Raw genomic sequence first — 14,715 nt, forward strand, 5'->3', positions numbered from 1 at the left:
ATACCAATGCCACCGGAAATGCATTCCGATGAACCATAGGTTCAAAGCCATTCAAAGGCTTGCGTAGAATTCCAGCACGGCCGCCTTGAACACGCGGTCGCCGACGGCCAGCATGTGGTCGCGGTTGGGAATATCCAGCGCGCGGGCATTCGGCATCAGCGCCGCAAGCTCCTGCGGTGAACCGGCGATATCATCCTTGGTGCCGACACCGATCAGGGTCGGGATATCGATCTTCGCCATATCGGACCGTTCCACCAGATCGCGCGAACCGCGAATACAGGCGGCCAGCGCATCGCGGTCACTTTTCGTCTGTTCGGCAAACATGCGGAACATGCGGCCGCGCTCATGAGTGATATCGTCGATCACGGGCGCGACAAGCGCATCGGCGATCGGGTCCCAGTCGCCAACGCCGTCGGTCATGCCGATGCCGAGACCGCCGAGCACCAACGAGCGGATACGCTGCGGATTGGCGAGTGCGGCGAAGGTTGAGATGCGCGCGCCCATCGAATAACCCATGACATGCGCTTGATCGATACCGAGATGATCCAGCAGCGCGATCGCGTCGGTCGCCATCACCCACGGGCGATAAGCTTCGGCATCGCGCGGCTTGTCGCTTGCTCCATGGCCGCGATTGTCGAGCGCGATGACACGGTAGCCCGCCTCGCCCAGCGTTTTCAGCCAGCCCGGATGTACCCAGTTGACGGTGGCCGTCGAGGCAAAGCCGTGAATCAGCAATACCGGATCGCCGGAAGGCTCGCCCTCGTCAAAATACGCGATTTTCAGGCCGTCATGGTCGAACTGGGTAAAGGCGGGAGCATTGAGGTTCATGGCATATCCTGTCTCGGCGGCATATTTTCCACACGGCCCCTCGTCTTGGGAACCGCCCGTCGGTGCTTAAACGCAATTTTTAGTGCAAGTTTCAAGTGCGGCCGATCAAATCCACTTCATCATGGCATCCACGCAGTCTATAAGCGCCGGCAAATCGAAAGGACAGATCTTGGCTGCACGCGACCGATATTCCCGTAAACTCGAATGCTCGCAATGCGGACACAACGGTTATGCCGAGGTTTCCGAGGACGACGATCCGCGCCGCAAGACGCCGGGCTTTCTGGTGGATGAAATGCCGACGGGGTTCGTGACCGAATTCGCCTCGAACGATCCGCGCAAATACATGATCCGATGCCGTTGCGGCCACAAGTTCCGCTTCGAGCAGAAGACGGTTTATGCACCGGGCGGAGAGCCACGGCGCTGACCTGACGAAAGACAGGATGCGACCTTTCAGAGAATGGTCACGTTAGAATTTTTCCTACACAATCAGCGGGCCTCACTATAAGGTCCGTCGCAAAACATCGATCGGAGACGAACATGGCCGGGCATGCAATTCCTCACTTCCAGAACGACGGCGGTCACGCGGCAATCGAAATCGGCGTCAAGGAATTCATGTGCACGGGCGCCAACGTGCCCTTCGACCATCCGCACATCTATATCGACATGGGCGACGACAACGAGAAGGTCTGCTCCTATTGCTCGACGCTCTATCGCTACAATCCGAACCTGAAGGCCGACCAGACCGAGCCGGCCGGTTGCGTTTTCCACGTCAAGGCGGCCTGAGCTTCGGTTCAAGCGCATGACAATCAAAAGAGTAGCGATCGTCGGCGCCGGCATGGCCGGGCTGACGGCGGCGCTGGCATTAGCGCGGCGTGGTATCGCCTGCGACATCATCGAACAGGCCACCCGCCTCGAGGAAGTCGGTGCCGGCCTGCAGGTGTCGCCAAATGCATCCCGCATCCTTGCCGAGCTCGGCGTCTTGAAGACGCTGGAGCCGATCTGGAACGAGCCGGATCACATCGCGCTGGCATCCGGCCTGTCCTTGAAAGTTCTGGCCAATGTGCCGGTCGGGCGTTTTGCGCGCGAGCGCTGGCGTGCGCCCTATGGTGTGCTGCACCGGACCACGCTTCAGCGCGCCCTGCTGTCGGCCGTCGAGCAGCAACCCTTGTGCACGCTTCACCTCAGCGTCCGTCTGGACCACCCCGGAGCCGATGCCTTTGCCGCCATTACCGGCCACCGCCCGGATCTGATCATCGGTGCGGACGGCGTCTGGTCACAGGTACGCACCATCGTGCCGCAAGCGCCAATCCCGACATTTTCCGGAAACATCGCCTGGCGCCTGACTGTGCCCTCCAGCAAGGCGCCGCCGGCCCTGAAGGTCAATGCCGTCACAGCTTTTATGGGGCCTGGCGCGCATCTAGTCTCCTATCCGCTCAAGGAAATAGACGGCTATAACGTCGTTGCCATCTCGACCGGCCTCAATCCAGGCCAGACGTGGCAGGCGCATGCCAACACGAAACAGCATGATCTGCTGATGAGCCAGTTTTCGCTCTGGCATTCGCAAATTCAGGAACTTCTGAGCCACGCGAAGGATGCCACCTTCTGGCCGCTCTACGAAGTCGAGCGCGGCAAATGGCATAACGGTCGTGACACCGTGCTGATCGGCGATTCCGCCCACGCCATGATGCCTTTTGCTGCCCAGGGCGCGTCTATGGCAATCGAGGATGCGGCGCGTCTGGCCGTTCATCTGGCAAGACCCGGCGCGCTTGCCGACAGACTTTCCGCTTTCGAAAAGGAGCGTGTGACGAGAACCGACAAGGTGCGCAATCGCGGCGCCTTCAATCGCTTCGCCTATCACGCCCGCGGCCCGGTTCGGCTTGCCCGCAATGCGGTGCTGTCGTTGCGGTCGCCGCAATCGCTTGCGGCTGACCTAGACTGGCTTTACGGCTTCAACGCCGGCGATCCGTGATCACTTGACTGCCGCTGCGGCGGCAAAACCGGCCTCAAGATCGCGCTTGAGGTCGGCAACGTCTTCCAGGCCGATCTGCAGGCGAATGACCGGACCTTCGCTCGGCGCCTTGCGGATCGTGCGATCGGAAAGGCTGACCGGCACGGCGAGGCTTTCGTAACCGCCCCAGGACCAGCCGATACCAAAAAATTTCAACGCATCGATCAATGCGTGGCTGCGGCGCTTGAACAGCGCGACATCGTCCACCTTCAGCACGAACGAGAACACGCCACTTGCGCCCTTGAAATCGCGCTTCCAGAGATCATGGCCGGGAAAGCTCGGCAAAGCAGGATGAAGAACCCTGGCGACATCATCGCGGCTCTCGAGCCAATGCGCGATGTCCAGCGCGCTCTTCTGGTGATGATCGAGGCGCACACCCATGGTCCGCAATCCGCGCAGAATCTGATAGGCATCATCCGGCGCACCACAGATGCCCATCGCACCATGGGCAGCAAGCAGTTTCGGCCAGTATTTTGCATTGGCGGATACCGACCCCATGACGATATCGGAATGGCCGGACGGATATTTCGTGGTCGCATGGATGGACACGTCAGCACCGAAATCAAGCGGCTTGAAGTAAAGCGGCGTGGCCCAGGTATTGTCCAGCGTCACGACGCAATCATGCCGGTGCGCCGCATCGCTGATGGCGCGGATATCCTGCATTTCCATCGTGTTCGATCCCGGCGCTTCGGTATGCACCAGCTTCGTGTTCGGCCGGATCAGAGCTTCGATACCGGCGCCAATTTCCGGGTCGTAATATTCGATCTCGACACCGAGGCGCGTCAGCATCGTATCGCAGAAATGGCGCGCGGGTTCATAGACCGAATCGACGATCAGCGCGTGATCTCCCGCCGACAGATAGGCCAGGAACGGAATGCTGATGGCAGCAAGCCCCGACGGCACAAGAACCGTTCCTGCCGAGCCTTCAAGTTCATTGAGCGCGTCACAAAGGGCATCCGTCGTCGTGGTGCCGCGGGTACCGTATGTATACTTCTGTTCCCGGCGTTCCATCGTGCCGCAATCGGGGAAAAGCACAGTCGAGGCATGAACGACCGGAGGATTGACAAAGCCATGATAATCGCGGGGATTGTACCCGATATGCGCCAGGCGCGTATTTGGACCAGCATTGTCTAAAAAAGTGTCTTTTGTCATATCCTGCTCACGGCTCTCTTTCAAAGATGTGACGCAATCTTTGGCAGACACGCATGCGCAGGGTCAAGTCGCAGGCAAAGCCGAGAAAATATCGGCGTTACCACAGCTTAGTGCTTACGCAATCGCCGCCTAGCTATTGAGCTTTTGCCCATCGACTGTGCATTTTTTCGTATTTCTGGTGATTTGAGGCAGGATTTAGGCAGCCACATCTTGACCATGACTGCATTTGCGACTGTGATAGGCATTGCTCGCTCTGGGAGGCCTTGCGAGCAGTCAGGGCCGCAACCTGTTTACTGGCGGCCGACTGGGATCCATCACAAGAAAAGATAAGGTTGGGAAAATGAAAAAGACGCTTCTGTCAGCTGCGATTGGCGCGGCAGTTCTGGGCATCAGCTCGGCTGCATCCGCCGCCACGCTCGATGACGTCAAGGCAAAGGGCTTCGTTCAGTGCGGCGTCAACACCGGTCTCGCCGGCTTTGCACAGCCGGACGCATCTGGCGCCTGGAAGGGCTTTGACGTCGATTATTGCCGCGCCGTTGCCGCTGCCGTCTTCGGCGACGCCACCAAGGTGAAGTACACGCCGACCACCGCGCAGAGCCGCTTCACCGCCCTGCAGTCCGGCGAAGTCGACATTCTGGCCCGTAACACGACCTGGACCATCAGCCGCGACACCGCGCTGGGCTTCAACTTCCGTTACGTCAACTACTACGATGGCCAGGGCTTCATGGTTCCGAAGTCGCTGAACGTGAAGTCGGCTCTCGAACTGTCCGGCGCCGCTGTCTGCGTACAGTCCGGCACGACGACCGAACTCAACCTTGCCGACTATTTCAAGACCAACAACCTGCAGTACAACCCGGTCGTCTTCGAAAAGCTCGAAGAAGTGAACGCCGCCTATCAGGCCGGCCGTTGCGACGTCTACACGACCGACCAGTCGGGCCTGTATGCAACGCGTCTGGCGCTGTCCAACCCGGACGATCACGTCATTCTGCCGGAAATCATCTCCAAGGAGCCGCTTGCTCCGGCCGTTCGTCAGGGCGACGACAAGTGGCTCGACGTCGTGACCTGGGCTGGTTACGCGCTGGTTCAGGCTGAAGAATTCGGCATCACCTCGGCCAATGTCGATGAGATGAAGAACTCGACCAACCCGGACATCAAGCGTTTCCTCGGCACCGAAGCCGATACCAAGATCGGTACCGACCTCGGCCTGAAGAACGACTGGGCTTACAACATCGTCAAGAACGTCGGCAATTACGGCGAAGTTTTCGAGCGCAACATCGGTCAGGGCAGCCCGCTGAAGATCGCTCGCGGCCTCAACGCTCTGTGGAGCAAGGGCGGCCTGCAGTACGCACCGCCGGTTCGTTGATCTCATGATCTGAAGTCCGCAGGGTGACGCTGTCGCCCTGCGGACTTTCTCGCATAAAAAAACATAAAAAAATAAAACAAAAACAAAACGTGATCCATGAAGGGTCACAGGGGATTGGCAAAGCATGACGGATAAAGCCGTAACTGCGCCCCCGCCCAAGCGGGGAACCACGTCACTTATCTATGACCCCAAGGCTCGCAGCATCTTCTTTCAGGTGCTCACAGTGGTCATTCTCGTCGTTGTGGTCATGTGGATCGCCCACAATGTCAGCAGCAACCTCGCCCGCTCGAATACGGCTTCGGGCTACGGCTTTCTCGGCGGCCGCTCGGGCTTCGACGTCGGCCAGTCGTTGATCGCCTATTCCAGCGATTCGACCTATGGCCGCGCCATCCTGGTCGGCCTGCTCAACACGCTTCTGATTGCCGCGACAGGCATCATTACAGCCACGGTCGTAGGCTTCATCATCGGCATCGGGCGACTGTCGAAAAACTGGCTGGTGGCAAAGCTCTGCACGGTCTATGTGGAAATCTTCCGCAACATTCCGCCGCTGCTGGTCATTTTCTTCTGGTATTCCGGCGTTCTCGCCATTCTGCCGCAGCCGCGCGACGCCATTCAGGGCCCGCTGTCGACCTTTCTCAGCAATCGCGGCCTGACCTTTCCCTATCCGATCTGGGGTGAAGGCGCCTCGGTCATACCGATCGCATTCGTCATTGCCGTCATCGGCGCCATCGGCTTTGCCGTTTGGCAGAAAAAACGTCAGATGGCGACGGGCAAGCAATTGCCGACCGGCTGGATTTCCGCCGGCATCATCATCGGCCTGCCGCTGATCGCCTTTCTGGCCGTCGGCGCGCCTTTGACGTTCGACTATCCGGTGGAAGGCCGCTTCAACCTTTCCGGCGGCGGCAATATCCGTCCGGAATTCGTGGCGCTTTATCTGGCTCTGTCGCTCTACACCGCAGCCTTTATCGCCGAAATCATCCGTGCCGGCATCAAGGGCGTCGGCAAGGGCCAGACCGAAGCAGCCGCAGCGCTTGGCCTACAGCCGAACAAGACCACGCAGCTCGTCGTCGTGCCGCAGGCATTCCGCATCATCATCCCGCCGCTGACCAGCCAGTATCTCAACCTGACGAAGAACTCGTCTCTTGGCGTGGCAATCGGTTTCCCGGAACTGTTTTCCACCGGCAGTACGACTCTGAACCAGACCGGTCAGGCGATCGAAATGATCTCGATCATGCTGACAATCTATCTGACCATCAGCATTCTCACCTCACTGTTCATGAACTGGTTCAACGCCAAGATGGCACTGGTGGAGAGATAAGCGATGTCCAACGGTAAACTCTCCTACGTCCGCGCCGACATGATCGCGCCGGAACCGCCACCGATCAGCAACAACACCGTTGCCGGCTGGCTTCGCACCAACCTTCTGGCCACGCCGAAAGACGTGGTGCTGACGATTGTCGCGCTGGCCGTGCTGGCACTTGCCCTGCCCGGCATCATCAACTGGCTGTTCATCCAGGCAAGCTGGGTGGGTTCGGATCGTTCGGTCTGCGCCACCATTGCCCAGGGCGGCATCCAGCCTGACGGCTGGAAGGGCGCCTGCTGGGCATTCGTTCAGGACCGTTTCCAGCAGTTCATCTTCGGCCGTTATCCGCTTGAGGAGCGCTGGCGCGTGATTCTCGTCGGCCTGATGATGATCGTGCTGCTAGCGCCGCTGATGATCCCCAAACTGCCGCACAAGACGGTCAATGCCGTTCTGCTGTTCGTGGTTTTCCCGATCGTCGCGTTCTTCCTGCTGCATGGCGGCTTCTTCGGTCTTGACCGCGTCGATACCCCGCTTTGGGGCGGCATGATGGTGACGCTGATCCTGTCCTTTGTCGGGATCGCCGTTTCCTTCCCGTTCGGCATTCTTCTGGCGCTCGGTCGCCGGTCGAACATGCCGGTCGTGAAAATGTTCTGCGTCATCTTCATCGAGGTCATCCGCGGCGTGCCGCTGGTCATGGTTCTGTTCATGGCCAACGTGATGTTGCCGCTCTTCCTGCCCACCGGCTGGACGATCGACAACTTTTTACGCGCTCTTGTGGGCGTGGCGCTGTTTGCCTCGGCCTATATGGCGGAAGTCATCCGTGGCGGCCTGCAGGCCATCCCCAAGGGACAGGCGGAAGGTGCCGATTCGCTCGGCCTCAGCTACTGGCAGAAAACCCGTCTGATCATCCTGCCACAGGCGATCAAGCTGGTCATTCCGGGCATCGTCAACACGTTCATCGGCCTGTTCAAGGATACCTCGCTCGTGTCGATCATCGGCATGTTCGACCTGTTGAACATCATCCGCCTGAACTTCACCGATACGACCTGGATCACGCCGGTCACGCCGCTTACCGGCCTCATCTTCGCCGGTTTCGTATTCTGGATCTTCTGCTTCGGCATGTCGCGCTATTCCGCTTTCATGGAACGGCACCTCGATACCGGCCACAAACGATAATAAGGGGAAAAACATGGCTGACGCCCAACCCAAAAATCTGACCGTCTCCACCACCGACGTCGCTGTCGAGATCATCGGCATGAACAAGTGGTATGGTGATTTTCACGTGCTGCGCGACATCAACCTCAAGGTGATGAAGGGCGAGCGCATCGTCATCGCCGGCCCTTCGGGCTCCGGCAAATCGACGATGATCCGCTGCATCAACCGGCTGGAAGAACATCAGTCCGGCAACATCCTCGTCGACAATATCGAGCTCACCAACGATCTGAAGAAGATCGACGAGGTGCGCCGCGAGGTCGGCATGGTGTTCCAGCACTTCAACCTCTTCCCGCATCTGACGATCCTGGAAAACTGCACGCTCGCGCCGATCTGGGTTCGCAAGATGCCCAAGAAGGAAGCCGAGGAAGTGGCGATGCACTACCTCAAGCGCGTCAAGATCCCGGAACAGGCCCACAAATATCCGGGCCAGCTTTCCGGCGGTCAGCAGCAGCGTGTGGCAATCGCCCGCTCGCTCTGCATGAAGCCAAAGATCATGCTGTTCGATGAGCCGACTTCGGCGCTCGATCCGGAAATGGTCAAGGAAGTGCTAGACACGATGGTGAGCCTTGCCGAAGAAGGCATGACCATGCTGTGCGTGACCCATGAAATGGGTTTCGCGCGCCAGGTCGCCAACCGGGTGATCTTCATGGACCAGGGCCAGATCGTTGAGCAGAATTCCCCGCAGGAATTCTTCGACAATCCGCAGCACGAGCGCACGCGCCTCTTCCTCAGCCAGATCCTGCATTAGGATTGCCGAGGGACGAAAAACACCGAAGGGGCGCCACGGGCGCCCCTTTTTCTATCCGACTATCGAAGAGCCAGCGCTCCGTTCAAGTCACCATTTGAACGTATATCGGGCTCCGATATTGCTGGTCGGTTTGCCGGCGTTCGTCGTCTGATCTATCCTGCCGTTAAGGGACAACCGTTCGCTGATCTTCTGTTCGACCGCAACACCACCTGCCAGTTCCTTGAATGTATCAAGAGCCCTGGCTTCAATAATGACGGCCGTGCCGGTGCCTGATCGTGACACTTTCACAGACTGACTCGCCTCGCCGACCCAGTTATCGGTCCCGCCATCATAGCGAACGCCATACTGCCGGCTAAGCTCGACATCCAGCGCTTCGCTGGCAATGCGCTTTTCAGACATGATGACACCCGCGCCGCTGCTGCCGGTGACTGCATCAAGATTGACACGAATGTCGCGCTTCAACTGATAGGCTGGCGTCTGGATGCTGGACGCCGTGACCTTGCCCCAGAACCGTACGGGCGTGTTCACGACAGCGCCTTTTTGCGAATCCAGGCCAAAATTGATGCCGGCTTCCGGCTGCAGCTCGTTCGGCAGACGAAGGCCAAGCTTGACCGCATAACTCGTATCGGAATTCTTGCTGGGCGCCCAAATCAGCGGCCTGTCCTCGGCCATGGTCTTTCCGGCCGGTATGATCACCATCATGGCCGCGATGACGGCGCCTGCTGTTGAAATAAACTTTACCATGCAACCCTCATCAAGGCTTGGATCTGTGCGCGCGCATCCGCTTTGATGCGCTTCGACGCAGTTCGGGCCTGCACGGGACGATCATGGGCAAAACAGCCCTGCCCTGTGCGACGAAGCTCCAGGACGACAAAGCCGCCCGGAAACGAAATCGATTACGATGTAATGGTGCTTTTCAGCGCAAATACCCCGTCCTTGGACGTGGCTGTTCGCTACTGCATCATGCTGTAGCTGCAACGCATATAAGAATACAAAAGAATGCGGCTTTTACAAAGCCTGAATGCAGCATGAACGGGAATTTACGACCTGACTTATCTCCGATGCGCGATAAATATGTCGCACCGCAGCAAGGACGATGTCGAAAATCGACGCATAATCGCCGACAAACCGGCTGTTTACGCCATAAGATGCCGCGATGCATCATTTTCCGTGGACCTCAACACAGAGGGACCTCCAGTGCTGACGAGTGCCCACAGAAGGACCCAGCCGCGCTGAGGTATGGCACTTGCTATTTCCGTATTGAGGAATAATCTGGAACAAACTTCTGTCGAGACTTCACCATGAGCGAACCAGAAACAAGCATTTTCGCACTTTCATCGGATGATGCCGGCGTCTTCAACTGGAATGTCGACACAAATCTCCTTTGCGCCGACGAACATTTCGCCGACATTTTTGGGCTTGAGCCACAGGATGTTCGCGACGGGCTGCCGATCGAAACCTATCTCGCCGCCGTATGGGAAGGCGATCGCCGCGATGTCGCCAGAACACTACATCAGGCGATTTCCACTGGCGGCTCCTGCTTTCAAGATTACCACGTGGCCCGCCCCGACGGCAGCATCGTGCACATTGTCGGCATCGGGCGCTGCTTTCGCGGCATCGAGGGCGAAGCCACTCGCTATGTGGGCGTGGTTTTTGATGATGTCGAACTGGATGAGCAGCAAAAGAAAAAACTGCTGGCCAGTTATTATCGCAATAGCGAACAGCCGGTATTCGACATTGAGGATGACGACGTCGCCGGCGTTCTCGCTCATGCAGTCAACCGTTTGGAAAATGATGACGAGGATAAAAAGAGACCCGTCGTCGTTTACCACTGACGTTTGTCGTTCGATGCCCTCACCCACGGAGTGCTGACAGACATTCAAACAAGTCCGCTCAGGCTACACTGCCGCGGATGTTGCAGTCATCCGTCCAGACGCAGACTCAGCTGACGACCCGGTTTCAAGGCCGCGACCGGCTGGCGCGTGTTGGCAATCTGTATGCGTTCGAATCGGCTTTTCTTTTCCCGCTCCCAGCGCTCGCGGCGTTCTTTCGATTTTTCGACGGCCGCCAGGGCACGTTCAATGACAACACTGGAACTGACACTACGCTCTGCATGCATGACGTTCTCCTGCATCGAAACAGTTTGTTCTCTTTATGTTCCGTCAAATTGAACAGAAAGTCAAGGGTCGGTTCCGAGCGCTGCGCAATCGGCGCCTTCATGGACAAATCAGCGCAGCCTGCCGCCGAACCAAAAGGCTGTAAACGCAATAAAGGCACCCGATGAAAACCGGACGCCTTTGCAATATTTCTCAGCGATATCAATAATTTGGTGGCGACCCCTGCAGGACTCGAACCTGCGACCTGCTGCTTAGAAGGCAGCTGCTCTATCCAGTTGAGCTAAGGGGCCATCTCCGCGCGCCGTGGATCAGTGAGTCCAGGGCGTCGTGCGATTGAAACGGAAATTATCGGTATAGGAAACGGTCTGGCGTGCCGGCTCCTTCGGCTGGAGCACACGGTATTCGATACCGTTGCGCTCCGCATAGGCGCAGGCCTGTTCCAGCGTTTCGAATGTGAGCTTGAGCTGCTGCTTCATGTCGCCGGTGGAGGTATAGCCAAGGATCGGATCGATACGACGCGGCTCTTCCTGATCGAATTCCAGCAGCCAAAGATGCGTTTTCGCCTTACCGGACTGCATGGCGGTCTTAGCTGGGCGATAGATCTTGGCGGACATGCTGTGCTCGTTCCCCGATATGGGCATAGACCGAGCCCGGTATCGATGGTCGGAGTGGAGAGATTCGAACTCCCGACCCTCTGGTCCCAAACCAGATGCGCTACCAGACTGCGCTACACTCCGTTCCTGCGATGAATGCGAGATACACGGTTCATGCCGTTGCTGCAACAGCAAAAAACGCGATCGGTGCATCAATCTTCACACCCATACAGGTTTATTTCGCATTGCCGATCTGGCGGCTCGTCACCTTGTCGCCGATCTTGATGCCAAGAGCCCTTGTGCGCCCGCCATTCAACTCCAGAACAAATTTTACGGGCCCCCGCGAAGAAATGATCGCGTCCGACTGCGGCTCGGCATTTTCATGAATGTGGGTGATGGTCCCGCCGCCGTCGATAAACAGCATGTCGAGCGGCAGAAGCGTGTTGTGCATCCACATGCTGACATCGCGCGGTTCGATGAAATCAAACAGCATGCCGCTATCCGGCGCCATTTCTCTGCGCAGCATCAGTCCCTGCTGGCGCTGCGCATCGTCGAGAGCAAGTTCCACGCTAAACTGGTGGCTCTTGCCGCCGACAGTCTCGATCGTCAGCGGCTCCTTTTCGAAACGCACCGGTGCAGCTGTAGCACTGCCCACAAACAGAGAGAGCGCCATAACGGCGCTCACGAAGAATGTCTTGGCGGAAGTGCGCATCATCAATGCGCCCTGTTGCCGGGATTGGGATTGTCGGGGTGGATTTCCGCCGCCATCATGCCCTTGTCGCCGGGTCCGAAGCGAACCAGCACCACCTGGCCGGGGCGCAGCTCGGTCAGTCCGAAGCGGCGCAGCGTTTCCATGTGGACAAAAATATCCTCGGTCCCCTCGCCGCGGGTCAGGAAGCCAAAACCCTTGGTGCGGTTGAACCATTTGACGATCGCCCGTTCCAGACCGCTGGTCGGCGTCACCTGAACATGGGTGCGAACCGGCGGCATCTGCGATGGGTGCACAGCCGTCGACTGATCCATGGAGAGGATCCGAAACGCCTGGAAACCACGATCACGCCGCTGGATCATCGCGACGATACGCGTGCCCTCAAGGATCGTCTGGTAACCATCACGGCGAAGGCAACTCACATGCAGGAGAACGTCCTGCATGCCATTGTCGGGAATGATGAAGCCAAATCCCTTGGCAACGTCGAACCATTTTACCACGCCGGTGATTTCGATGAGCTCGACCGGTTCGCCCGAGAGTTCTTCGAATGCGGCAATGTCTTTCGATGACATTCTGTCAGCCATGTTTTCTCAGCCCCTCGATACGCGTCACGAAGTTACGGTTAACTGATTCTTAGAGGTCAGAATAACATTGCGCCGACCGTAGAGCGCAAGCCCCGACTTCTTTTATATTCTGTTAAGCTACATGCCTTGTCCGAGGCTGGCGGGTGAGGCATATCCGCGGGGCTGCCACGCCGACGTAACAAGCACAGGAACACGATATGCGCTATCTTCACACCATGGTCCGCATCAAGGACATCGACGCTTCGCTGAAGTTCTACACCGAGATTTTCGGGCTGCAGGAAGTGCGCCGCACCGAAAGCGAAAAGGGTCGCTTCACGCTGATCTTTCTGGCGGCATCCGAAGACGTGGACGCCGCCCGCGCCAGCAAGGCGCCCTGCCTTGAGCTCACCTATAACTGGGATACGGAAGATTATACGGGCGGTCGCAACTTTGGCCACCTCGCCTACGAAGTCGACAATATCCACGATTTCTGCCAGCAGCTGATGGACAAGGGCGTCACCATCAACCGTCCGCCACGCGACGGCAACATGGCTTTCGTGCGCTCACCAGATGGCATCTCCATCGAAATCCTGCAGAAGGGCGCCGCCCTGACGCCGGCGGAACCCTGGATTTCGATGCCGAATACCGGCAGCTGGTAATTCAAGCACCCGGCATCCAAACGGCTTCCCCGAAAGCCTGACACAGGCTTGCATGTGCATCATGCGGCCTCATGTCATTTAAGAGCGGGGAATGCCGGTGTCCGGTTCGTCCACCTTCAAAACCAGGGGCGTCCTTCCGGCATCCCTGACCATTCTTGCCCTCGCGGTCTCCGGTTGTTCGCTGACGTCGAAAAAACCGGAGGCGGCAGTGGCCACCGCTTCCAGCCCGCGGCCGGCATCGGCTATCGAGGCGATGCAGCAGGCAACGGCTGCCAAACAGCCGCCGCGCGATCAACACGGCGCAACCGCCTATGTGGATCCGCTCGTCAGCGCCCGCCCCGGCCAGAATGCCCAGGCCCAGAGTGCTCAGCCCCAACCTTCTAAGACCCAGACTGCCCAGACCCAGAACGTCAGTGATTTCCGTGCGTCAGGGCGAAGCGCCATGGCCGCCATGCGTCCGGCAGGCGCTATAACGACAAATGCCGGGCCGGCACCGAGCACCGCCGCCATTCCGGTCGGGCCGGAAGCGACCGAGTCGGCGATGGCCGGTGTCGTCACCCAGCCGACCGGAATTCAGGCCGGCCGCAACAGCATCTTTTCCGCGACCGCGTCACCATCTGCCGATATTGCTGGCACCAGCGAATCCACACCGGCACCGCGAGCCTCCAGCGCCTCCGGCTCGATCAGCGCCGATGCCGTCGCTTATGCGCCGGTGCGCCGTATCAGCGGCACCAGCGGCGGCCTGTTTGCCGGCGGACCACAAATGGCAGCCAATTCGGACAGCGCCAACGCATCCACGGCTGCAGCGGCGAACCATGCCCCGCCCGGCATTGCCACGCGCCCATCCGCCCCTGCCGTCCAGCCCGTCGCGCCGGGCCTCTGGTAAACCGCAGGTTCCGATCACCAGCCCGAAGCGGCTGAAATCGCTATATTTTTCAGCAATCTCGACGGCGCCTGTGGGCGCCGTCATTTTTTTGTAAAAAATCATCATTGGGCGCTTGCGGAAAAAAAAACTGCTGACTATAAGGGCGCCACCGCAGCAAACGCGGACACGGCATGCGCCCTTCGTCTATCGGTTAGGACGTCAGATTTTCATTCTGAAAAGAGGGGTTCGACTCCCCTAGGGCGTGCCACTCCCCTCCCTTAAAATGATGTTTTGCCAGTTCTTCGCGAAGCTGTTTTCCACAGCTCGTCAACAGGCTTTCAAGCGCCGGACGCTGTCGTTTACGCGCGTGCCAAACAGCTGTTTTCCTTGCAGAATCCCGAAAAATACGCACCTTCATCCACAGCCGTTCAACGCCAATGACATTTTTACGAATAAATTCGTCAGAATGATCATTTTACCGCTTGCGGCATTTAAAGACCCTGACTATAAGGCAGCCACCGCAGCAAACGCGGACACGGCATGCGCCCTTCGTCTATCGGTTAGGACGTCAGATTTTCATTCTGAAAAGAGG

At 58.3% G+C, this 14,715-nt stretch carries 18 protein-coding genes and 3 tRNA genes; 12 read left to right on the top strand and 9 right to left on the bottom strand.

Annotation, left to right across the window (positions count from 1 at the left end; genetic code table 11):
- Positions 1 to 51: 51 nt before the first annotated feature.
- Positions 52 to 828 carry an alpha/beta fold hydrolase gene (locus tag AAIH70_RS00375; RefSeq protein WP_132273475.1) on the bottom strand — a complete coding sequence of 259 codons (777 nt, stop codon included), beginning with the start codon at positions 826 to 828 and terminating at the stop codon, positions 52 to 54.
- A gap of 169 nt (positions 829 to 997) precedes the next feature.
- Here AAIH70_RS00375 and AAIH70_RS00380 point away from each other — a divergent pair, with 169 nt between their 5' ends.
- The 3 genes from AAIH70_RS00380 to AAIH70_RS00390 all read left to right on the top strand — a co-directional run bounded on the left by AAIH70_RS00380 (position 998) and on the right by AAIH70_RS00390 (position 2,797).
- Positions 998 to 1,252 carry a hypothetical protein gene (locus AAIH70_RS00380; RefSeq protein ID WP_132273474.1) on the top strand — a complete coding sequence of 85 codons (255 nt, stop codon included), beginning with the start codon at positions 998 to 1,000 and terminating at the stop codon, positions 1,250 to 1,252.
- A gap of 113 nt (positions 1,253 to 1,365) precedes the next feature.
- Positions 1,366 to 1,611 carry a zinc-finger domain-containing protein gene (locus AAIH70_RS00385; protein WP_132273473.1) on the top strand — a complete coding sequence of 82 codons (246 nt, stop codon included), beginning with the start codon at positions 1,366 to 1,368 and terminating at the stop codon, positions 1,609 to 1,611.
- A gap of 16 nt (positions 1,612 to 1,627) precedes the next feature.
- Positions 1,628 to 2,797, top strand: coding sequence for an FAD-dependent monooxygenase (locus tag AAIH70_RS00390; RefSeq protein WP_132273472.1), 1,170 nt, complete (start codon positions 1,628 to 1,630; stop codon positions 2,795 to 2,797).
- On the opposite strand, the gene AAIH70_RS00395 is transcribed toward AAIH70_RS00390, so the two are convergent.
- Entirely contained in the window at positions 2,798 to 3,988 is a 1,191-nt protein-coding gene (locus tag AAIH70_RS00395; protein ID WP_132273471.1) for a cystathionine beta-lyase, read from the bottom strand.
- 340 nt (positions 3,989 to 4,328) lie between these two features.
- On the opposite strand from AAIH70_RS00395, the gene AAIH70_RS00400 reads away from it, so the two are divergent.
- From AAIH70_RS00400 to AAIH70_RS00415, 4 genes are all read left to right on the top strand, one after another.
- Entirely contained in the window at positions 4,329 to 5,351 is a 1,023-nt protein-coding gene (locus AAIH70_RS00400; protein WP_132273470.1) for an amino acid ABC transporter substrate-binding protein, read from the top strand.
- A gap of 124 nt (positions 5,352 to 5,475) precedes the next feature.
- A complete protein-coding gene (locus tag AAIH70_RS00405; protein ID WP_132273469.1) occupies positions 5,476 to 6,669 on the top strand; it encodes an amino acid ABC transporter permease in 1,194 nt (397 codons plus the stop codon).
- A gap of 3 nt (positions 6,670 to 6,672) precedes the next feature.
- Positions 6,673 to 7,830, top strand: coding sequence for an amino acid ABC transporter permease (locus AAIH70_RS00410; protein ID WP_132273468.1), 1,158 nt, complete (start codon positions 6,673 to 6,675; stop codon positions 7,828 to 7,830).
- Between the two features lie 13 nt (positions 7,831 to 7,843).
- On the top strand, positions 7,844 to 8,617 hold the full coding sequence (locus tag AAIH70_RS00415) for an amino acid ABC transporter ATP-binding protein (protein WP_132273467.1): 774 nt from the start codon (positions 7,844 to 7,846) through the stop codon (positions 8,615 to 8,617).
- A gap of 87 nt (positions 8,618 to 8,704) precedes the next feature.
- On the opposite strand, the gene AAIH70_RS00420 is transcribed toward AAIH70_RS00415, so the two are convergent.
- Positions 8,705 to 9,361 (bottom strand): hypothetical protein, encoded by a 657-nt coding sequence (locus AAIH70_RS00420; protein ID WP_132273466.1) that lies wholly within the window; start codon positions 9,359 to 9,361, stop codon positions 8,705 to 8,707.
- Positions 9,362 to 9,918: 557 nt separating this feature from the next.
- On the opposite strand from AAIH70_RS00420, the gene AAIH70_RS00425 reads away from it, so the two are divergent.
- A complete protein-coding gene (locus AAIH70_RS00425; RefSeq protein WP_132273465.1) occupies positions 9,919 to 10,452 on the top strand; it encodes a PAS domain-containing protein in 534 nt (177 codons plus the stop codon).
- Between the two features lie 86 nt (positions 10,453 to 10,538).
- On the opposite strand, the gene AAIH70_RS00430 is transcribed toward AAIH70_RS00425, so the two are convergent.
- The 6 genes from AAIH70_RS00430 to AAIH70_RS00455 form a co-directional block, all read right to left on the bottom strand.
- Complete coding sequence (locus AAIH70_RS00430; protein WP_132273464.1) at positions 10,539 to 10,736, bottom strand: hypothetical protein; 198 nt, start codon at positions 10,734 to 10,736, stop codon at positions 10,539 to 10,541.
- 211 nt (positions 10,737 to 10,947) lie between these two features.
- Positions 10,948 to 11,024, bottom strand: a tRNA-Arg gene (locus tag AAIH70_RS00435).
- Positions 11,025 to 11,042: 18 nt separating this feature from the next.
- Positions 11,043 to 11,348 carry an ETC complex I subunit gene (locus tag AAIH70_RS00440; protein ID WP_165931995.1) on the bottom strand — a complete coding sequence of 102 codons (306 nt, stop codon included), beginning with the start codon at positions 11,346 to 11,348 and terminating at the stop codon, positions 11,043 to 11,045.
- Between the two features lie 46 nt (positions 11,349 to 11,394).
- Positions 11,395 to 11,471 (bottom strand) — tRNA-Pro (locus AAIH70_RS00445).
- Between the two features lie 91 nt (positions 11,472 to 11,562).
- The gene (locus AAIH70_RS00450) at positions 11,563 to 12,039 is read right to left on the bottom strand and encodes a DUF192 domain-containing protein (RefSeq protein ID WP_245519150.1); all 477 of its coding nucleotides are present in this window, start codon (positions 12,037 to 12,039) and stop codon (positions 11,563 to 11,565) included.
- Positions 12,040 to 12,041: 2 nt separating this feature from the next.
- A complete protein-coding gene (locus AAIH70_RS00455) occupies positions 12,042 to 12,620 on the bottom strand; it encodes a cold-shock protein (protein WP_132273462.1) in 579 nt (192 codons plus the stop codon).
- A 197-nt stretch (positions 12,621 to 12,817) separates the two neighbouring features.
- Here AAIH70_RS00455 and gloA point away from each other — a divergent pair, with 197 nt between their 5' ends.
- The 4 genes from gloA to AAIH70_RS00475 form a co-directional block, all read left to right on the top strand.
- Entirely contained in the window at positions 12,818 to 13,258 is a 441-nt protein-coding gene (gene gloA / locus AAIH70_RS00460; RefSeq protein WP_132273461.1) for a lactoylglutathione lyase, read from the top strand.
- 91 nt (positions 13,259 to 13,349) lie between these two features.
- Positions 13,350 to 14,144 (top strand): hypothetical protein, encoded by a 795-nt coding sequence (locus AAIH70_RS00465; RefSeq protein WP_132273460.1) that lies wholly within the window; start codon positions 13,350 to 13,352, stop codon positions 14,142 to 14,144.
- 172 nt (positions 14,145 to 14,316) lie between these two features.
- Positions 14,317 to 14,391, top strand: a tRNA-Glu gene (locus AAIH70_RS00470).
- Positions 14,386 to 14,715 (top strand): hypothetical protein (locus AAIH70_RS00475; protein ID WP_430032725.1); only part of this gene is annotated, 330 nt, incomplete at its 3' end. The genes AAIH70_RS00470 and AAIH70_RS00475, both read left to right, overlap by 6 nt.

It is taken from the genome of Neorhizobium sp. BT27B (assembly GCF_050455485.1).
GTDB lineage: Bacteria > Pseudomonadota > Alphaproteobacteria > Rhizobiales > Rhizobiaceae > Neorhizobium.